The 19,531-nt window shown below is 65.0% G+C and carries 18 protein-coding genes; 10 read left to right on the top strand and 8 right to left on the bottom strand.

All coding sequences use genetic code 11. The annotated features are described in order from the left end of the window. Positions 1 to 254 precede the first annotated feature (254 nt). Both FXN65_RS14420 and katG read left to right on the top strand, forming a co-directional pair. Positions 255 to 1,580, top strand: a complete 1,326-nt coding sequence (locus FXN65_RS14420) for an acetamidase/formamidase family protein (protein ID WP_151133839.1) — start codon at positions 255 to 257, stop codon at positions 1,578 to 1,580. Between the two features lie 346 nt (positions 1,581 to 1,926). Continuing rightward, on the top strand, positions 1,927 to 4,122 hold the full coding sequence (katG, locus tag FXN65_RS14415) for a catalase/peroxidase HPI (protein ID WP_151133838.1): 2,196 nt from the start codon (positions 1,927 to 1,929) through the stop codon (positions 4,120 to 4,122). Positions 4,123 to 4,525: 403 nt separating this feature from the next. On the opposite strand, the gene FXN65_RS28555 is transcribed toward katG, so the two are convergent. Next, a complete protein-coding gene (locus FXN65_RS28555; RefSeq protein ID WP_178119338.1) occupies positions 4,526 to 5,077 on the bottom strand; it encodes a hypothetical protein in 552 nt (183 codons plus the stop codon). 274 nt (positions 5,078 to 5,351) lie between these two features. Here FXN65_RS28555 and FXN65_RS14400 point away from each other — a divergent pair, with 274 nt between their 5' ends. From FXN65_RS14400 to FXN65_RS14380, 5 genes are all read left to right on the top strand, one after another. Next, positions 5,352 to 6,206 (top strand): DUF6502 family protein, encoded by an 855-nt coding sequence (locus FXN65_RS14400; RefSeq protein WP_151133837.1) that lies wholly within the window; start codon positions 5,352 to 5,354, stop codon positions 6,204 to 6,206. Positions 6,207 to 6,364: 158 nt separating this feature from the next. Beyond that, the gene (locus tag FXN65_RS14395) at positions 6,365 to 7,708 is read left to right on the top strand and encodes a DUF5666 domain-containing protein (protein WP_244620674.1); all 1,344 of its coding nucleotides are present in this window, start codon (positions 6,365 to 6,367) and stop codon (positions 7,706 to 7,708) included. 159 nt (positions 7,709 to 7,867) lie between these two features. Continuing rightward, entirely contained in the window at positions 7,868 to 8,620 is a 753-nt protein-coding gene (locus FXN65_RS14390) for a hypothetical protein (protein ID WP_151133836.1), read from the top strand. A 178-nt stretch (positions 8,621 to 8,798) separates the two neighbouring features. Then, complete coding sequence (gene nfsB / locus FXN65_RS14385) at positions 8,799 to 9,452, top strand: oxygen-insensitive NAD(P)H nitroreductase (RefSeq protein ID WP_151133835.1); 654 nt, start codon at positions 8,799 to 8,801, stop codon at positions 9,450 to 9,452. A 267-nt stretch (positions 9,453 to 9,719) separates the two neighbouring features. After that, the gene (locus FXN65_RS14380) at positions 9,720 to 10,388 is read left to right on the top strand and encodes a TIGR04211 family SH3 domain-containing protein (protein WP_151133834.1); all 669 of its coding nucleotides are present in this window, start codon (positions 9,720 to 9,722) and stop codon (positions 10,386 to 10,388) included. Positions 10,389 to 10,521: 133 nt separating this feature from the next. Here FXN65_RS14380 and FXN65_RS14375 read toward each other — a convergent pair whose 3' ends face one another. From FXN65_RS14375 to FXN65_RS14360, 4 genes are read right to left on the bottom strand one after another with little or no spacing between them, the layout of a single operon-like run. Next, the gene (locus FXN65_RS14375) at positions 10,522 to 10,974 is read right to left on the bottom strand and encodes a chromate resistance protein ChrB domain-containing protein (protein WP_151133833.1); all 453 of its coding nucleotides are present in this window, start codon (positions 10,972 to 10,974) and stop codon (positions 10,522 to 10,524) included. 20 nt (positions 10,975 to 10,994) lie between these two features. Further along, positions 10,995 to 11,315 (bottom strand): rhodanese-like domain-containing protein, encoded by a 321-nt coding sequence (locus FXN65_RS14370; protein WP_151133832.1) that lies wholly within the window; start codon positions 11,313 to 11,315, stop codon positions 10,995 to 10,997. A 29-nt stretch (positions 11,316 to 11,344) separates the two neighbouring features. After that, a complete protein-coding gene (gene chrA / locus FXN65_RS14365) occupies positions 11,345 to 12,709 on the bottom strand; it encodes a chromate efflux transporter (RefSeq protein ID WP_151133831.1) in 1,365 nt (454 codons plus the stop codon). Next, positions 12,702 to 13,646 (bottom strand): chromate resistance protein ChrB domain-containing protein, encoded by a 945-nt coding sequence (locus tag FXN65_RS14360; RefSeq protein WP_151133830.1) that lies wholly within the window; start codon positions 13,644 to 13,646, stop codon positions 12,702 to 12,704. The genes chrA and FXN65_RS14360 overlap by 8 nt, the downstream gene beginning before the upstream one ends. Before the next feature lie 142 nt (positions 13,647 to 13,788). Between FXN65_RS14360 and FXN65_RS14355 the strand changes: the two genes are divergently transcribed. Further along, positions 13,789 to 14,661 carry a CAP domain-containing protein gene (locus tag FXN65_RS14355; protein WP_151133829.1) on the top strand — a complete coding sequence of 291 codons (873 nt, stop codon included), beginning with the start codon at positions 13,789 to 13,791 and terminating at the stop codon, positions 14,659 to 14,661. 46 nt (positions 14,662 to 14,707) lie between these two features. Here the strand turns inward: FXN65_RS14355 and FXN65_RS14350 are convergent, their stop codons facing one another. Then, complete coding sequence (locus tag FXN65_RS14350) at positions 14,708 to 16,711, bottom strand: peptidase U32 family protein (protein WP_151133828.1); 2,004 nt, start codon at positions 16,709 to 16,711, stop codon at positions 14,708 to 14,710. 106 nt (positions 16,712 to 16,817) lie between these two features. Further along, positions 16,818 to 17,234, bottom strand: a complete 417-nt coding sequence (locus tag FXN65_RS14345; RefSeq protein ID WP_151133827.1) for a PaaI family thioesterase — start codon at positions 17,232 to 17,234, stop codon at positions 16,818 to 16,820. Positions 17,235 to 17,397: 163 nt separating this feature from the next. Here FXN65_RS14345 and FXN65_RS14340 point away from each other — a divergent pair, with 163 nt between their 5' ends. Then, positions 17,398 to 18,186, top strand: a complete 789-nt coding sequence (locus FXN65_RS14340) for a CHAD domain-containing protein (protein WP_151133826.1) — start codon at positions 17,398 to 17,400, stop codon at positions 18,184 to 18,186. Between the two features lie 4 nt (positions 18,187 to 18,190). Here the strand turns inward: FXN65_RS14340 and FXN65_RS14335 are convergent, their stop codons facing one another. Next, on the bottom strand, positions 18,191 to 18,805 hold the full coding sequence (locus tag FXN65_RS14335; RefSeq protein ID WP_151133825.1) for an NAD(P)H-dependent oxidoreductase: 615 nt from the start codon (positions 18,803 to 18,805) through the stop codon (positions 18,191 to 18,193). Positions 18,806 to 18,910: 105 nt separating this feature from the next. Between FXN65_RS14335 and FXN65_RS14330 the strand changes: the two genes are divergently transcribed. Continuing rightward, positions 18,911 to 19,522: a TetR/AcrR family transcriptional regulator gene (locus FXN65_RS14330; protein WP_151133824.1), complete on the top strand. Its 612-nt coding sequence runs from the start codon at positions 18,911 to 18,913 to the stop codon at positions 19,520 to 19,522. The last annotated feature ends 9 nt before the right edge of the window (positions 19,523 to 19,531 follow it).

Raw genomic sequence — 19,531 nt, 5'->3', positions numbered from 1 at the left:
CTTTCGGCCCGGCGTTCACTGTTGGCGGCTGGTTTCTGTATCGGCCTGTGTCCGCGGCCTGCCTCGTTACATGTGCTTGTGAATCCACCCCCCGCGCAATACATCCCGGATACAAGACCGGGTTGAACTGTTTCCGCCGACCGGGGCCGCCAGCAGGGCACCGGACCACGGTTCTTGCCAATCATTGCCCGGGAGTGGCTCCGTTTCGCTCACCGGGCTTTTTTCCGCAGGCAATGCGGGCCCAGGGGGACAACATGTCGAAAAACCTGCCTGATACGAATTACGCCGTGGACCAGCTCCGGGTCCAGACCTACACCAACGGCATCATCGGTCCCAGCCTGCCCATGCTGGGCCCACTGGCCAATGGCGGCACCCTGATCACGGGCACGCCGCCGGGGTGCTGGGGGCCGATGATCACGCCGTCTTTCCAGGGCGGCCACGAGGTGACGCAGCCGGTGGCGATCCAAGGCGCTGAAGTGGGTGACGCCGTGGCGCTGAAGATCCAGCGAATGCGCGTCACCTCCCTGGCGACTTCCTCCGGGGTGATGAAGTTCGTCGAGGGTCGTTACAACGGTGATCCTTTCGTTGCCAAATTCTGCTCGTCCTGCGGCACCGAACACCCGGCCAGCCATGTCGAAGGCATTGGTGAAGAGGCCATCCGCTGCGACCACTGCGGCGCTGAAGTCAGCGCCTTCCGCTTCAGTCATGGTTACGTGATCGTGTTCGACCAGGAAAACCAGGTCAGCCTGACGGTGAACCAGGATGTGGCCAACGGCCTGGCCGGCGACGCCCCGGAAATGTCCGCCTTGCCGGAGCTGGCCGCGCAGCATTCGATCCTTTCCCTTGCGCGCGCCGACATGCCCGGCGTGGCGGCCCACATGCGGCCGTTCCTCGGTAACATCGGCACGACGCCCGCCATCGACATGCCCGACTCGCACAACTGCGCCGATTTCGGACAGCACCTGATCGGCGCGCCCCATCGCTACGGCCTGACCCGCGAAGCGCTGCATGCGGCCAAGACCGATGGCCACATGGACACCAACTCGGTGCGTGAGGGTTGCATCCTGATCTGCCCGGTCAAGGTGCCGGGCGCTGGCGTGTACATGGGCGACATGCACGCCCAGCAGGGCAATGGCGAGATCGCCGGCCACGCGACGGATGTGTCAGGGGAAACGGAGCTGACGGTGGAGGTGATCAAGCACCTGACGCTGGACGGCCCGATCCTGTTGCAGAACCTCGATGACCTGCCGCCCATGGCACGCCCGATGAGCGCCGAACAACGCCGCAAGGTCGGCGAGCTGGGTGCGCGCTGGGGCCAGCACGAAGTCGAGCGCAATGGCCCAATCACGTTCATCGGCAGTGGCGAGGACCTAAACGCCGCCACCAGGAATGGCCTGCAGCGCGCTGCCGACGTCACCGGGCTGCCCTACGATGAGGTGCTGAACCGCGCCACCATCGCCGGTTCCATCGAAATCAGCCGTCTGCCGGGAACCGTTCGCGTTACCTTGCTGTGCCCGATGGACATTCTCGACCGCTTGGGGATCGGGCATCTGGTGCGGGAGAAATATCAGCTCGATTGACCGGCAGGGAAAAGCAATTGCCAGCCTGCGAAGGGTGGAGATCGTCCGGCGGTCTCCACCCTTCGCGCAGGCCTGACGATTAAGTTCGTCTATGGACAAAACTGCGCTTCATCATCCCGCTGAATCTCCTCAGCACTTGGCGCGATAAGCCTCAGAAGCCATTGATCTACCGCGAGATCTCGACGCGAGAGCTGCGTAGATCAAGGCTTGCAGGCTGTCGCTGCCAACGTGGGATTCACAATCCTTGTCTACTATCAATGCCATTTCCAAAACCTATTGGCTGGGACGCTACCTCGATTCCAAGCTGAATAGACTGGTTGGCTGAAGACAAAAAGAGGAGATAAGCATGTCAAGCGAAGCAAAATGCCCTTTCTCAGGGAAGAATGTGATCGCCGGTGTAGTGCCATCGAATGCGGAGTGGTGGCCCAACCAACTTAACCTCAAGATCCTTCATCAGCACTCGGCCGAATCCAACCCGCTGGGTGGGGAATTCAATTACGCCGAAGCCTTCAAGACCCTCGACCTCAATGCGGTGATCAAGGACCTCACTGCCCTGATGACCGACTCCCAGGACTGGTGGCCGGCGGACTATGGCCATTACGGGCCGCTGTTCATCCGCATGGCCTGGCACGCCGCGGGTACCTACCGCGTCGCTGACGGGCGTGGCGGTGCCGGTACCGGCAACCAGCGCTTCGCACCGCTCAACAGCTGGCCGGACAACGGCAACCTCGACAAGGCGCGTCGCCTGCTGTGGCCGATCAAGCAGAAGTACGGCAACAAGCTGTCCTGGGGCGACTTGCTGATCCTCGCCGGTAACGTCGCACTGGAGTCCATGGGCTTCAAGACATTTGGCTTCGGTGGCGGCCGCGTGGACATCTACGAACCGGAAGACGACGTCTACTGGGGCTCCGAGCATGAGTGGCTGGCCACCAGCGACAAGCCCAATAGCCGCTACTCCGGTGACCGCCAGTTGGAAAATCCGCTGGCCGCGGTGCAGATGGGCCTGATCTACGTGAACCCCCAGGGGCCGGACGGCAACCCCGACCCTGTGGCGTCTGGCCGCGATGTGCGTGAAACCTTCGCTCGCATGGCGATGAACGATGAAGAAACCGTGGCCCTCACCGTGGGCGGCCACACCTTCGGCAAATGCCATGGTGCAGGCGATGCGGCCAACGTCGGGCCGGAACCCGAGGCGGCCGATATCACTGAAATGGGCCTGGGCTGGAAGAACGCCTTCGGCAGCGGCAAGGCCGGCGACGCCATTACCAGTGGCCTGGAAGGTGCCTGGACGCCAACTCCCACCAAATGGGACAACAGCTACCTGGAAACCCTGTACGGCTATGAGTGGGAACTGACCAAGAGCCCGGCAGGCGCCCATCAGTGGAAGCCCAAGGGGACGACGGGTGACGGCGTGGTGCCGGACGCCCATGACCCGAGCAAGCGCCACGCGCCAATGATGACCACCGCCGACATGGCGATGCGCATGGACCCGGCCTACGAGAAGATCTCCCGGCGCTTCAAGGACAATCCGAAGGAACTGGAAGACGCCTTCGCCCGCGCCTGGTTCAAGCTGACCCACCGCGATATGGGCCCGCGCAGCCGCTACCTCGGCCCGCTGGTGCCGAAAGAAGAGCTGATCTGGCAGGACCCGGTCCCGGCTGTCGACCATCCGCTGGTGAACGACCAGGACGTGGCTGCCCTGAAGACCAGGATCGCCGCGACCGGCCTGTCCGTTTCGCAGCTGGTGAGCACCGCCTGGGCTGCCGCCGCTTCCTTCCGTGGCAGCGACAAGCGCGGTGGTGCCAATGGTGCCCGTCTGCGTCTCGCCCCGCAGAAGGACTGGGAGGTCAACCAGCCGGCCGAAGTGGCCAAGGTCATCGCGGCACTGGAAAGTGTGCAGAAGGACTTCAATGCCTCGGGCAAGAAAGTCTCTCTCGCCGACCTGATCGTGCTGGCTGGTGGCGTCGGTATCGAAACCGCTGCGAAGAACGCTGGCGTCAACGTGACCGTTCCCTTCGCTCCGGGCCGTACCGATGCTTCGCAGGCTCAGACCGACGTGGAGTCCTTCGCGGTGCTGGAACCGCTCGCCGACGGCTTCCGCAACTTCGCGAAGAAGGGTTACGAGGGCTCGACCGCGGAAATGCTCGTGGACAAGGCACAACTGCTCAAGCTGAGCGCCCCCGAGATGACTGTCCTGGTGGGGGGGCTGCGTGTCCTGGGCGCCAACTTCGGCAAGTCGCAGCATGGCGTCTTTACCAAGCGTCCGGAAACGCTGACCAACGACTTCTTCGTGAACCTGCTGGACATGAGCACGAAGTGGCAGCGCTCCGCGTCCAACGAGCACGTGCTGGAAGGCCGTGACCGCGCCAGCGGCGACCTCAAGTGGACCGCCACCGTGGTCGACCTGGTCTTCGGTTCCAACTCCCAGCTCCGGGCAATAGCGGAGATTTACGCCAGCAGCGACTCGCCGCAGGCCTTCGTACGCGACTTCGTCGCTGCCTGGACCAAGGTGATGAACCTGGACCGCTACGACCTCAAGTGACCGCACCCGGCAGGCCCTGACGGGCCTGCCATTCCCAGCCTCAACCCAACGCCGCCGGCAGGAGTTTCCTGTTGGCGGCGTTGCCTTGTGGACGTGCTTCAACCGGATAGCCGGTCGTTGACACCCATTCCCTTGGGTCTAACCTGAGGATGTGGGAAATTTTCCCACAACAAGATCCGACTTGGCTTACACGGACCGCCTGATGTTGACGGTTGATCCCATTGCCGTCGGCAAATGGCAAGCCGGTTGTCCGACCGCTTCAACCGGGCGGTCACGAAATTTCAAACCCGTGCGTTCGATAGGGAGATGACTACGCATCACCGTGTGGAGGTTCATCATGCTACTCAAGAAGTGCTTGCTGGCTCTGGCCATTGGTGGCGTTCTTTCGGCGTCGACAGCCCTTTTACCCGACTCCATCGGCGGCTTCTCCCACGTATACGCCAAGGATGGTGGCAGCGGCGGCGGAGGAGGTGGTAGCGGTGGTGGTGGCGGCGGCCATGGCGGTGGCGGCAGTGGCAGTGGGGGCGGCGGTGGCCACGGTGGCGGCAGCGGCGGCGGAAGTGGTGGTGGCGGCAGTGGTAGCGGCGGTGGTGGCGGCGGTCACGGAGGTGGCGGCAGCGGTGGTGGCCACGGTGGCGATGGCGGCGGTCATTCTGGTGATGGCGGCGGCCATGGTGGATCGGGCCACGGCGGTGATGGCGCCGATAACGGCGGCAACAGTGGGCCGGGCAGCGCCAACAGCGGTCGCAACGGCGCGGACGACGGCGCCGACCATGACGTTGGTGAAGCCCATGGCGTCGGCCACGGCGCGGACGACGGCGCCGACCATGACGTTGGTGAAGCCCATGGCGTCGGCCACGGCGCGGACGACGGCGCTGACCATGACGTCGGTGAAGCCCATGGCGTCGGCCACGGCGCGGACGACGGCGCCGACCATGACCTCGGTGAAGCCCATGGCCTAGGCCATGGTGCGGACGATGGTCCTGACCACGACGTCGGCGATGATCGCGGCGGAGCCTGATCGGTCCTTCCGCTTGTCCACAAGACCCGGCGTAGCCCCGGGTTTTGTGGCATCTGTGATGACGGTGCTGGTGGTCGCCCCGGGGATCCGAAGCGGGATCAGCGGTCGACCGACACCGTCCAAGAGAGTAGGGGGGCGCTATGGACAGCTTGCCCGGCGGCGTCCTCCCCACTTGGCTTTTGTATTCATTTCAACAGGAGTGCCGTGAATGCAGATACCCACTTTCCCACCCTCGCTATTGCCGGCGCTGCAGCACGTCATGCGCCCGATTGTGAGGTTGATGCTGCGGAAAGGGGTGACCTACAACTGCTTTGCCGACCTGCTCAAACAGATCTTCGTCGACGTTGCCGAGAGTGAATTCCGCCTCGACGACAAGAGCCCCACCGACAGCAGGATCAGCCTGCTCACCGGCGTCCATCGCAAGGATGTCAGACGGCTCCGTTCCAGGGCCGGCGGCGAGGCGAACGAGCTGCCGGAAAACGTGTCCTTCGGCGCCCACCTGGTCAGTGTCTGGATGAACAACGCACCGTTCTGCGCCAAGCCTGGGAAGCCACTGCCGCTGGCGCGCCTGGCAAGCGCCGGCGGGGAAGGATCGTTCGACGGGCTGGTGGCGAAAGTCAGCAAGGACATCCGCGCCCGCGTGGTGCTGGATGAATGGCTGCGCCTCGGCATCGTGCGGATAGATGACCAGGATCGTGTGCACCTGGAAACCATGGCCTTCATCCCGCAGCGCGGATTCGACGAGATGGCGGCCTACTTTCGCCACAACCTTCATGACCATGCCTGCGCCGCCGTGCACAACCTCACCGAAACGGCCGAGCCGTTCTTCGAGCGGAGCGTTCACTACGACAGCCTCTCCACCGCGAGCGTCGAGCAGCTTCGCGAAGCGGTCAGGGCCGAAGGCATGCAGGTGCTGATCGCCTTCAACCAACTGGCCGCCGATCTGGAAAACAAGGACATTCCTCCTCCCGAGGCTCGCCAGCGCATCACCATCGGCCTGTATTTCTACACTGAACCCAATCCTCCGGCGGTTTCCAAGCCGAAGACACCTGGATCGTCATGAACATCGCCACGCGCGTTCTGTGCACCTTGGCCGTGGTTTGTGGGCCATTGCTTGTCGCCATCCCCCCCGTGAGCGCAGCACCCGCCTGCCTCGAACCAGGCGGCATGGGCGGCACGGGGGCCGTGGCGACCGGCGGGATAGGGGGCACTGGTGCGCCAATGGAGAACGGCGGCATCGGCGGTACCGGTTCTCCGGCCGAGCATGGCGGCATCGGTGGCACCGGAGCGCCTGCGGGCGACGGCGGCATCGGTGGCACGGGTATCGTCGGCACCATCACAGGTTTCGGCTCCATTTGCGTCAACGGCGTTGAAGTGCACTTCGACAACGAGGTCGCGCTCAGCGAGAACGGCGTGCCCGCCAGTGCCAATCGCCTGGCCATCGGGCAGGTGGTTGCGGTAGAAGCCGGCACTTCGGCACGGGGCCTGGAAGCACGGCGCATCGCGATTCTCCATGCCTATGAAGGCCCGGTGACCGAGGCCGCGAAGGGAACTGCCGCCCTGCGGGTGATGGGCCAACCGGTTCGTCTCGCTTCAGGGGCACGGGTGGCCGAAGGCCTGCGTATCGGCGAACCGGTACGGGTGAGCGGCCTGCGCAATGCCCTGGGCGAAGTGATAGCCAGCCGCATCGACCGGGCGCCGAAGCTGACCCAGGTCAGCGCCGTCGGCGCCATCCAACGACCCGGTGTGTTGCAAGGGCTGGCGTTGAGCAGGCCGCTGCCGCGCAGCGCCGAGGTGCTGGTCCGCGGTACCTGGGACGGCAAGGAACTGAAAGTGGCCGAGACCCGTGTCGATCCGGGCTTGCCATTTGGCGGACGTTCCGGCAAGGCACTGATTGAAGGCCTGGTGTACTCGCAACAAGGCAACCGCATCGAATTCGGCGGATTCACGGCCTATGTGGGCGACGACAGGGCCTTCGCCGGTGGCAAGCACGCCGAGCTCGCGGTGGGTCAGCGCATTCGCGTGCGGGGAGTGTTCGAGAAGGGACGCACCATCCGCGCCGACCACATCGAGGTGCTCCGCGAACATCAGGATGGCGGGTCCCATCAGGGCTCGGGCCACCCCGACGAGGAGTCGGACGATTCAGGCAAATCGGGCGATTCGGGCGGTTCGGATGACTCGCGTGACTCAGGCGATCACGGCAGTGACAACTCCGGGCGAGGCAGCGGCAATGAGACCCGTGTGCGTGTCGAGAACGGCGAGACTCGGCAACGGGTCGAGCGGGAGGTGGTATCGCCCACCGGCGACCTGCAGCGCCGGGAGCGTATAGAGACCCGCCAGTCCGGAGATCGCGTGGAAACCCGCGAACGGATCGAGATCTTCCAGGACGGCGTTCGCGTGGAGCGCATCGAGCGGATCGAGCGGATCGACCGTCCCGACAAGGCCGACAAACCGGAACGGGTCGAAAAGGTCGAGCGGGTGGAACGGGTCGAAAGGCCTGAAACCGTGGAACGGCCCGAATCGGTGGAGCGGGCCGAGCGGGTGGATCATTCCGGTCCTCATTGAGCGCGGATTCCGCGAGGCCAGCTAAGCTGGGGAAAGCATCTCGCCCGGCCGCCTGGTGGCAGGGCAGGGTGCAGGTAGCTGCCGCGCCCCGAGCGGCCCTGTCTGGCTCGGGCAATGTGCCGGCGTGAAGGTCGAAGTCCGCTCCGCAACGAGGTAGACATGAGCCCCACCCGCGCGCTTGTCCCCGGTCTGTTGCTGTTCCTGGCGCTGCCAGCCCAATCGGATGTCTTCACCCTGTCCACCGGGCTCGACTACTCGCAGGGGTCCTACGGAACGCCGGCGACCAGCGAGACCTGGTACGTCCCGGTGATCGCCAAGTACGAAACCGGGCCGATGATCTACAAACTGACCGTTCCCTACCTGCGCATCACCAACCCGGCGGTAGGGCCGGACGGCGTGCCGGTGTCCGGTGATTGCGGCAGCGTGGAGGAGGGCATGGGCGACACCGTGGCCAGCGCCGACTACGCGCTGCTGGATGGCAGCGACGGTGGAAGCCTGCTGGTGGACCTGATTGGCAAGGTGAAGGTACCGACGGCCGATGAGGACAAATGCCTGGGAACCGGCAAGACCGACTTTTCCGCGCAGGTCGATCTCACCAGGGGCTTCGGCTCGTTCAGCGGCTTCGCCACCCTCGGCTGGCGCAAGTTCGGCGACCCTTCGGGTAGCGACTTCCGTGATCCGATCTACACCTCGATCGGCCTTGTCACACGGCTTGCGCCGAACACCTCCGTGGGGGCGGCCTACGACTGGCGGCAGAAGGTGACTTCCGACGGTGACGAGATCCAGGAATTCAGCCTGTTCCTGACGCAAAGGCTCGGGCCGGAGTGGAAGGTCCAGTTGTACGCGCTGGCGGGTTTCTCCGATGCCAGCCCGGAATCCGGCGGCGGCGTGCTGCTCAGCCATTCCTTCTGATGCAGGCTCATCGCTGATGCGAAAATAGCCAGATCACCCTGCGTATTTTCGTTTTTCCTTTGAAAGTCCTTCTTCGCCTTGCTGCTGTTTGCTGCGGCCAATCCTCGTCAGACTCCCCACCCATACGCCGGCTGGGCGAGTGCGCCCGGCTGGCCATCTCGGACAATGGAGCCCAGCCATGAACCTCGCTTCCCTCGCCAGCCAGCGCTACACCACCAAGGCCTACGATCCAGCCCGTCGCATCCCCCAGGCGACCATCGACGAACTGCTGGCGATGCTTCACCAGGCCCCGTCTTCGGTGAATTCCCAGCCCTGGCACTTTGTGGTCGCCAACACCGAGGAAGGCAAGGCCCGCCTGGCCAAGGGCACCCACGGCAACTACGCGTACAACCAGCCCAAGGTGCTGGACGCCTCTCATGTCATCCTCATTTGCGCCCGCACCGATCTGACCGAGGCGCACCTGGCGCAGGTGCTCCAGCAGGAGCAGGACGACGGGCGCTTCCGTGACGCCGAAGCCCGTGCCGCGCAGTTCCGTACCCGCCAGGGCTACGTGGACCTGCACCGCTTCGAGCGCAAGGACCTGCAGCACTGGATGGAGAAGCAGGCTTACCTGGCACTGGGCACCCTGTTGCTCGGCGCCGCCGCGCTGGGGGTGGATGCCACGCCCATGGAAGGTTTCGACGCCCTGGCCCTGGACGCCGAACTGGGGCTGCGCGAGCGCGGCTTCACCAGCGTGGTCATGGTTTCCCTCGGCCACCGCAGCGAGAAGGACTTCAACGCCGCACTGCCCAAGTCGCGCCTGCCGGCGGAGCAGGTCATCACCGCGCTCTGATGCCACTGGAACGACAACGCCCCGCCTTTGCGGGGCGTTTTTCGTCGTGCGCCGCCCATCCTGTCCCGTCGGGTGTGAATGAACTCATTCCGCAAACGCGCTGTCTGTCCGCTGTCGGCCCCACGGGAAATCGGCATGGCCAATCGCTAGCGGGCGACTGCACCATGCCGGGTTTCACCCCGTGGTTTTCCTCTCGAGAACTATTTGCCCGGCCGGCTTTCACGCCCGTACTTCGGGTTTCATTCCATCGCCATGTGAAGATTGCCCATGTCCCGACACTGTTCTTTCCCTGCCCGTGTTTCCTCGTCCCCACGCCGCGTGCTCGGCGCCTTCCTGCTGGGTGGCCTGGCGATAGCCGGAGCATCGGCGCAGGCCGAGGAACCTGCGAGCAACACGCGCTGGGTAAGCGACAGCCTGACGACCTACGTACGCAGTGGCCCAACCGACGGATACCGCATCGTTGGCACCCTGACGTCGGGACAGAAGGTCGAGCTGCTGAGCACCCAGGGTGATTACAGCCAGGTGCGCAGCGAGAGCGGCAGCAGCGTGTGGATCCCCAGCCGCGACCTGCAGACGGTGCCCGGCCAGACCGAGCGCCTGCCGCAACTGGAGCAGAAGGTGGCCGAACTGACCGCGCAGCTCGACGGTATCGACGACACCTGGAAGAACCGCGTGCAAGGCATGCAGGAGACCCTGGACGCACGCAAGAAACTGATCGATGAACTCCAGGCGGCGCGTTCGGCGCTGGATTCCGAACTGACCCAGGTACGCTCGGAACTGCGGGATGCCCAGGCGCAGCTGGGCGATGAGAACAAGCAGGTGCTGATGCGCTACATGGTCTACGGCGGCAGCATTGCCGGCGCCGGGCTGCTGGCCGGCCTGATCCTGCCGACCCTGCTGCGGGTCAAGCGCAAGCGCAACGACCAGTGGGTCTGATGTGCGGGCCTGACTGCTCCGAGCCTTGCTGGCGAACAGACCGGGTTGCGAGTGGATGCCGGGCTTCGTTGATCATGAGATACCTGCCGCGGACTCCCTCCTCACGAAGCGCCCGTCGGTCGAGAGGAAGTGCTCACATCTGTGGCGGCCAGTTGTGGGTTTCCGCCTGGCAGTGCCTGCACCAGGCATAGAGCGCGTCGTAGATGACCAGGCCGTGGGCCAGCATCTTGTGGTCGTCGGCAAAGTTGTGCGACAGCCCCAGTGAGATGGCGTAGAGGCCCGCCGATTGGGGCGTGAGTTCGAGCCGCGAGGTGTCGGCCCCGCGCACGATGCTCGCCAACTGCCGCAGCGCCGGATCGTCCAGGTGGTACTTCTTCAGGAAGGCATCGAAGCTGCACAGTTCGCCCTCGTGGCTGAGCTCTACGCCGGGAATGTCATAGGGCACGGCGCCCTGTTCGGCGGCGACGTCCAACACCTCGGAGGCCGGTACATAGAGAAACTCCGGCTGTGGATCGATGAAACGCTCGATCAGCCAGGGGCAGGCGATTCGGTCGATCTTCGGGCGTTCACGGGTAACCCATTTCATGAAACACCTCCTGCCTGGTTCTACAGGCTCTGGGTGGGTTGTCCGGCTTCACGCCAGCCGGTGAAGCCGTCGATCAGGTAGCGCGCATCCAAGCCCATGGCAGCCAGCGTGGCGGCGATGCCCTGGCTGATTTCGTGGCCGTGGGCGCAGCAGAGCACCACCGGCCTGTCGCGAGGTACCGAGTCCTTCCAGGTGAACACTGCTTCCGGGTCGAACCAGCGCGCGCCGGGAATTCCGGCCGCATCCGCGCGGCGGACGCTGGCGCGGCGCACATCCAGCAGGGTGAAGCTGCGCGCCGCGGCCTGCCATTCCGCGAGTTCGCAAATGCTGATGCGGTCCATGGACACCTCCCGGCCCGGTCGGGCCTTGGTCAGATTCGCAGCAGGTGCACCGCCAGGCCGGTCACGGCGCAGGCCAGCAGCACCTGGATGACGCCGCGCTTGAAGCGGAACAGCGCCACGGCGGCGGCCAGGGCGATGATTGCCGAGGGCCAGTCGAAGCGGCCTTCGAACCCTTCCGGCCAGAGCACGTGGTAGCCGAAGAACAGCGCCAGGTTGAGGATCACGCCGACCACGGCGGCGGTGACGGCGGTGAGTGGCGCGGTGAACTTCAGCTCGTTGTGGGTGGACTCCACCAGCGGCCCGCCAGCCAGGATGAACAGGAAGGAGGGCAGGAAGGTGAACCAGGTGACCAGACTGGCGGCGACGGCGCCGGCGAGGAATGCCTGGTCAGCCCCGAACATAGGGTGCACGTAGCCGCCCACGAAACCGACGAAGGCGACCACCATGATCAGCGGCCCCGGCGTGGTTTCGCCCAGGGCAAGGCCGTCGATCATCTGGCTCGGGCTCAGCCAGCCGTAGTGCCCCACCGCGCCCTGGTAGACATAGGGCAGCACGGCGTAGGCGCCGCCGAAGGTGAGCAGCGCCGCCTTGGTGAAGAACCAGCCCATCTGGGTGAGGGTGCCTTGCCAGCCGAAGACGGCGGTGAGCAGGCCCATGGGCACCACCCAGAGCAGGGCGCCGGCGCCCACCAGCAGCAAAAGGCGGGACCAGCGGAAACGCGCATGATCGGGCGTTGGCGTGTGATCATCGATCAGCGCGGGACCATAGCTGGCCTTGGCCGCGCTGTGTCCACCGCCGAGGGCGAACTTGTCCGGCGCCACGCGGCCACCGGCATAGCCGATCAGGGCCGCGCCCAGCACGATCAGCGGGAAGGGCAGGTCGAGGGCGAAGATGGCCACGAAGGCGGCTGCGGCAATCCCCCACAGCCAGCCGTTCTTGAGCGCCCGTGAGCCGATGCGATGGGCCGCGTGGACCACGATGGCGGTCACCGCCGGCTTGATGCCATAGAAGACGCCGGCCACCACCGGCACTTCGCCAAAGGCGATGTAGACCCAGGACAGCAGGATCAGGATGAACAGCGACGGCAGCACGAAAAGCGCCCCGGCGATGAGGCCGCCCCAGGTCCGGTGCATCAGCCAGCCGATATAGGTCGCCAGTTGCTGGGCCTCCGGGCCGGGCAGCAACATGCAGTAGTTCAGGGCATGGAGAAAGCGCCGCTCGCTGATCCAGCGACGCCGCTCCACCAGTTCCTGGTGCATGATCGCGATCTGCCCGGCCGGACCGCCGAAGCTGATGAAGCCCAGCTTGAGCCAGAACAGGAACGCCTCGAACAGGCCCACGGGAGCGGCAAGGGGGTGCGACTCCCCGGATGGGCGCAGGGTGGTTTCATTCATCGTTTTTCTCTTCGCTCGCGAAGGCCGTCAGCAGGCCATCGAAGATGGCTCCCGCTGCGACCAGGAGTTGATCGTCATCGGCAATGCTCTCGCGCAGGCCGGCCAGGACCCGCTCGATGCCCGCCGCTTCCGCCGGCTGGACACCGCCAACGTCAAGGTAATGCACCAGGGCTGCAACCCGATGAAGGGCGGGCGCGTTTAGTTGGAAACTGTCTTTCAGGGTCTCGAAGGTGACGCGATTGCCCACATGGCTGAAGGCCGCGCCGTCGAAATCGAAGCCCAGTGCGTCGGCCGGACAATCGCCTGGCGACTCCAGCCAGAGGAAGCGGGCATCCGCGTCGATGAAGCGACGGATCAGCCAGGCGCTGGCCAGGCGATCGACCCAGGGCCGCTTGCGGGTGGCCCAGAGACGGCCCTGATAATCGCGCCGCCCGAGCGCCCTGATTGGTTGCTCATGGCTGCTCGGTTCATCCGCCGACAGGGCGCGGCTGACGGCCGTTTCAAGCTCCTGCAAGGCGGTATCCAGCTGTTGGCGGCGCCTTCCGGGGAAGAAGTCGATACCCGCCAGTTGCGCGAATGCCTTGCGCAGCTTGCGAATCTGCCGGGTGCTGGCCAGGGCGTTCCCTGCATTCAGCTGGCTGCGGCAGGCTTCGACTTCGTCCCGCAGGGCCTGGTAGTCCTCGCTGCGGTCGAACAAGGGGATGAAGCGTTCGCCTTGCGGGTCCTGGACGGGGAGCAGGTAGGCGGTGCCGTTGATGGCGAGGATGTCCCGTTCGACCTCGGAGAGAGCGTCGCGGCATTCCGGCCTATCCGGCAGCAGGTATACGCCGTCACGCAGCACTGCCGCACCGCTGGCTTTCAATGCGCGCCAGGCCCGCATGCGCGCAGTGGCGTTGGCGGTGGGGAGGCCGATGACCAGGGAAAGCCAGCCATCCATGTAACGTCTCCAACAAAGTATGTATCAAGCTCTACATTACGCTTCGTTTCACGCACGGAAAAGTACCGTTCGCCTGAGCAACGCGCACGCTTTGTGCGGGTCGAATATCGGGAGTGCTGCGTCGTTTGCCGGAGGATTCGCCATGCCGGTACTTCATTCGTGGACAAGCATCGCTGCAGTTGGACTCAAGACCCTTGGGCTGCTGTTCGGGCTCCTCGCTGGCAGCGCCCTGGCGGCGAGCGCGGACGCGCCACTGGTCAAGGCGATCAACAGCTACCGTACCCACCCGCAGACCTGCGCCGGGCAGCAGGCCGAAGTCCTGACGCCACTGGTGGCGGAACCACGCCTGGCGCTTCCAGTGGAAGACAGTGGTTACTGGCAGGACCATCTGGTGCGTTCCGGTTATCAGGCCGCCAGCGCGAAAACCATCCGCCTGACCGGCCCAGTCGATGCCCAGGCCGCCTTCGCGATGCTGCAGGCGCGGCATTGCCGTTCGCTGCTGGATCCGCAGTTCGTCGACATCGGCGTCAGCCAGGCCGGCAGCAGCTGGCGCATCGTGCTGGCGCGGCCGTTGCTGGATGGCGATCTCGGTGAGTGGCAGGAGGAAGGACAGGTGCTACTGGTGTTGGTCAACGCGCTGCGCACCCGTTCGCGCAACTGTGGTGACGCTGCCTTTGCCCCGGCGCCTCCGGTGACCTGGAACGCCGCCCTGGGCACAGCCGCCGAGCGTTACAGCCGGGCCATGGCGAACGGCAACTTCTTCGGCCGCAAAACTGGCGCCGGCCTGCAACCGGCCGATCTGGCCCGGGCCGCAGGCTATCGCGGCCAGCAGCTCGACGAGAACATCGCTGCCGGCTTCGGCAGGTCGGTGAGCGTGGTCGAAGGCTGGCTGGCCACCCCGGAACATTGCGCCAGGATGATGGACCCGCGCTTCAACGAATTGGGCGCGGGCTACGCGGTGGACCCGCAGAGCGATGCCGGGATCTACTGGACCCTGTTGCTGGGAACGCATTGACGGCTGGCCCCTTACGCCGCACGACGCGGCGTAAGGGGCTATGTGCTCAGTGCGGTGCGCGGTGGCGGATGGTTTTCAGGAGGTCATCCGGGGTGATGTGCCCGACCACATTGCTCGCATCGCTGCCCGGTTGCGGCAGGTCGAGGATATGGCCCTTGATCTTGCCGATCACGTGCATCTCGCAGGGCTTGCAGTCGAACTTCAGGGTCAGCACTTCGTCGCCGTGTACCAACTGCATCGGCGCGACCTTGGTGCGCACGCCGGTCACGCCCTTCGCCTGTTTGGGGCAGAGGTTGAAGGAGAAACGCAGGCAGTGCTTGGTGACCATCACCGGCACTTCGCCCGTTTCCTCGTGGGCTTCGAAGGCGGCGTCGATGAGCTGCACGCCGTGGCGCTGATAGAAGTCACGGGCCTTCTGGTTGTACACGTTGAACAGGAAGGACAGATGCGCATCCGGGTACACGGGCGGCGGGTTGGTCTCCGCCTTGCGGCTACCGCGCGGATGCGCCTTCACGCGGGCTTCGGTCAGGGCCTCGATGGCTTCGCGGCGCAGGGCCTTGAGTTGCGAGTTCGGAATGAAGAAAGCCTGTGGTGCGTCCAGTTCGATCTTCTCGGCGTGGTACTGGGTGGTACCCAGCTGGCCGAGCAGGTCGTGCAGTTGTTCCAGGGCCTGCAGAGGCTTGTTGGCGGCGCCGAAGGGGCCGTCCAGCCTGACGCTGGCGCTCACGCCTTCCTCGCTGGTGGCGGTCAGCTCCAGGGCTTCCTCGCGCAGGCTGGCTTTCCAGCCGAGGCCAATCCGGCGCTCGGCGGACGTCTTCAGCAGGGCCTGTTGCCAGTTGTGGTCCAGGTTGCGCGACAGCGGATGGTTCGGGCGCAGGCGGGAGAGGGCGGCCGGCATCTCGTTGGGCTCGACGCGGTAGCGCCAGCGCTTCTCGCCGTCTTCCTCGAACTCGCCCTTCAGCTCGGCGATGTTGGCGCGGAAGCCCACCACCTCGCGCTTGACCAGCACGTTGAGGCCGTCGCCGTTGGACAGCGGGTCATGGGTCACGACCAGCAGGTCGCGCTTGCCGACTTTCTCCACCTGACCCACCGGCAGACCGGTGAAGGTCGGCGTGTCGAAGGCACCGATGTCGATCTTGCGTTCGGTAACGAAGTAATCGGTGCTGCCGCGGTGGAAGGTCTTGTCCGGGTCCGGCACGAAGAAGTGGTCAGTGCGGCCGCTGGAGGCGCGGGCCAGGTCCGGGCGGCCTTCGAGGATGCCGTCCAGGCGCTGACGGTAGTAGGCGGTGATGTTCTTGACGTAGCTCGCATCCTTGTAGCGCCCTTCGATCTTGAAGGAGCGCACGCCGGCATCCACCAGGGCACTGAGGTTGGCGCTCTGGTTGTTGTCCTTCATCGACAGCAAGTGCTTTTCGAACGCCACGACGCGGCCCTGGTCGTCCTTCAGGGTGTAGGGCAGGCGGCAGGCCTGGGAGCAGTCGCCACGGTTGGCGCTGCGGCCGGTCTGTGCGTGGGAGATGTTGCACTGGCCGGAGAAGGCCACGCACAGGGCGCCGTGGATGAAGAACTCGATGGCCGCGTCGGTTTCGTCGGCGATGGCGCGGATCTGCTTGAGGTTCAGCTCGCGGGCCAGCACCAGCTGGGAGAAGCCGGCCTGGTCGAGGAACCTGGCGCGTTCCAGGGTGCGGATGTCTGTCTGGGTGCTGGCGTGCAGCTCGATGGGCGGGATGTCCAGATCCAGCACGCCCATGTCCTGCACGATAAGCGCGTCGACGCCGGCGTCGTAGAGCTCGTGGATCAGCTTGCGCGCCGGCTCCAGCTCGTCGTCGTGGAGGATGGTGTTGATGGTGACGAACACCCGCACGTGGAAGCGGTGGGCGAACTCCACCAGCTTGGCGATTTCCGCCACCTCGTTGCAGGCGTTATGACGGGCACCGAAACTCGGGCCGCCGATATACACGGCGTCGGCGCCATGCAGGATGGCCTCGCGGGCGATGTTGACGTCGCGGGCGGGGCTGAGCAGTTCTAGTTGGTTCTTGGGCAAAGACATGGCAATCACGGTCCGGCACGTATGCAGGGGGCGCATTGTACCGGGCCTGCGGCGCCCGGGCATCCATGGGGTGCCGGATGGTGGCGCGAAGCGTGGACTTTTCCCGCTAGCGCAGGTGCGCCGGCGGAATCGAATAGGTGCCCACCACGTGGGCCACCGGGTCATCCATTCCCTCCGAATAGAGCGAAACCTCACCCACCGCGAGGGTCTTGCCGACTTTCATCAGCTGGCATTCGCCGATGACGCGCTTGCTGGCCTCGGGTTTGCGCAGGAAGTTGATGGTCAGGCTGGTGGTCACCGCCAGCGGCACTATGCCGATTTCCCCGAGCAGCGCGACGTACAGCGCCACGTCCGCGAGGGCCATCAGTGTGGGGCCGGAAACCGTGCCACCGGGCCGCAGGTCGGATTCGTCCACTGCCTGGGACACCCGGGCGCTGCGTTCGCCCACGGCGTCCACCTCGACGCGGGTCTGGGGAAATTCCTGCTTGATGAATCGCGCGATCGCTTCTGTCTTGTCAGCCACACCGGACTCCCTGGTTCGCCAATTTCGACCGGACGCTGACACAAGCGTCCGCCCCTGTCCACGCTGGCCGTAGTACTCGCTCGTGACGAAATTGACCTGATGCAACATCACGCTCACTTTCCTTGGCTAATCTCCTCGCACACTGTTTCGAAGGGTAGCCAGGATGTCATTCGTCGATTCGCTCATCGCTCAGGTCCTGGAACTGGAAGTCAAGCTTCACCACGCCTATGCGCGGCTCGCTTGCCGCACGGATGTCGAGGCCCTGCACGATCTGCGAATCGGCTTGCGCAAGTTGCGCAGCCTGTTGCGCCCGATGCGCCGGCTGGAGCCCGCCAGGGAGCTCGATGCGGCAGCGGCTGACGTCGGCAGGTTGACCACGCCGGTGCGAGACCTCGAGGTACTGATCGTCGAACTGGAGCGCCAGGGTTTCCACGACCAGGCGGAACGCCGCAAGCACTTGCTGGAGTCCCGCTACGCCATCATCGAAACCAGCGCCACGGTGCAGCGCTTCATGAAGGTGCTGGACGGCTGGCCCGCGCGGATGCGTGCAGCCGAACGCGATGGCGACCTGGAAAGGCTTGGCGAGCGCGTGGAGATTCGCCTGCGGCGCCAGTTGCAGCGCTTGCGCGAAGCGCTGGCCGATCCGGAGTACGACCGTCACGCGCTGCGCCTGCTGGTCAAGCGCATGCGCTACGTCCACGAGGCGTACCCGAAGCTTTCACCCATTTCCCGGGACGCCTTCCACGCACTCAAGGCCGTGCAGTCCGCGCTGGGCGACTGGCACGACCATTTCCAGTGGTGCCTGAAGGCCGATCAGGAAACCGACCTGCTGGTGCTCAAGGATCGCTGGGAGATTGCCGGGGCCGCAGAACTGAAGGCAGCCGAAGTCGAGCTGTCGATCCTCGCCGAGCACCTCCTGGATACGGCGCCCATGCAAGCGCCGGGCGCCTGAGCACTCAGACGACTTCCGTCGATTTGTGTGCCGATGCCTTCGCGAACATGGCTTGGCCAATGGAGCGCGCGTCATCCAGGCGAGGTGCGGGATCGCGGGATTCCGATTCGAACATCAGGTGCGAGCCCTGCACGCTGGCGCCGCAGTAGTCGAAAATCCCGTGATCGATCTGGGTCTTCATGGCCAGGTCATAGCCGTGCCGCTGGAACAGGCCGGCGTCCCCGGCGGCCACGCCTATCAGGTGCACCTGGAGATGGCGCAGCTTCTTCTGCAATCCGCCTTCCAGGCTGTAGCCGAATGCCCAGCCATTGGAGAAGACCCGCTCGACCCAGCTCTTGAGCAGTCCGGGCAGCGACCACCAATAGACCGGGAACACCAGCACCAGGCTGTCGGCGCGCTCGATGCGTGCCTGCTCGGCGAGCACATCGGCGGGCGGTGTCGCCATGTGGCGGTGCACGTTGAGATCCGCGAGGCTGTAGCGCTGATCGAAACCTTCAGCGTGTAGATCGGCCAGTTCCGAACTGTGGCCGGCAGACTTCAGGCCTTCGGCGACCTGCTTGGCCAGGTTGTGGGTGAGTGAGTTGGAATCAGGATGGGCAACAACGATCAGGGCGTGCATGGCTGAACTCCGGTGCGGATTGCGAGTAGGGACCTGGCCCTATAAGCTGGGCTCAAGTTACTTTCAGTAAGTTACGATTAGTAAGTTACCTTTGGTAGGTTTTGCATGTCAACAGAGGAAGAACCGGCACGTCCGCGCCGCCGCCTATCCCGCGAAGAACGGCTGCGGCAACTGCTGGATGTGGCCTGTCAACTGATTCGCGAAGAAGGCACCGATGCCCTGACCCTGGGCCGCCTGGCCGAGCAGGCAGGGGTAACCAAGCCTGTGGTCTACGACCACTTCGGCACCCGCGCGGGACTGCTTTCGGCCCTCTACGTGGAATTCGATACGCGCCAGACGGCGCTGATGGTCGCTGCGTTGCAGGCCAGCGAAGCGACCCTGGAGAGCCGGGCGGAGGTGATAGCCGCGGCTTACGTGGAATGTGTGCTGCAGCAGGGGCGGGAGATTCCCGGCGTGAACGCCGCACTTACGGGATCGCCTGAGCTGGAGTCGCTCAAGTGCGAGCATGAATCGGCATTCCTCGACAAATGCCGCGAGGCCCTTGAACCATTCGCCGACGAACGCGGCATCACCCCTGCGGGACTGCGCGCCATGCTGGGGGCGGCGGATGGGCTCTCCCATGCCGCCGCCACCGGAGAGATCACGCCGGAGGAAGCGCGGGACGAGCTGCGTGCCACCATAGTCGCCATGGTCGAGCGCAGCGCCCGGCGAGCCTGAGCGTTCCCC

The organism is Pseudomonas lalkuanensis (genome assembly GCF_008807375.1).
In the GTDB taxonomy this organism is placed as follows: domain Bacteria; phylum Pseudomonadota; class Gammaproteobacteria; order Pseudomonadales; family Pseudomonadaceae; genus Metapseudomonas; species Metapseudomonas lalkuanensis.
The sequence above is the reverse complement of the archived record's forward strand: the minus strand, read 5'-3'. Positions and strand labels throughout refer to the sequence as shown.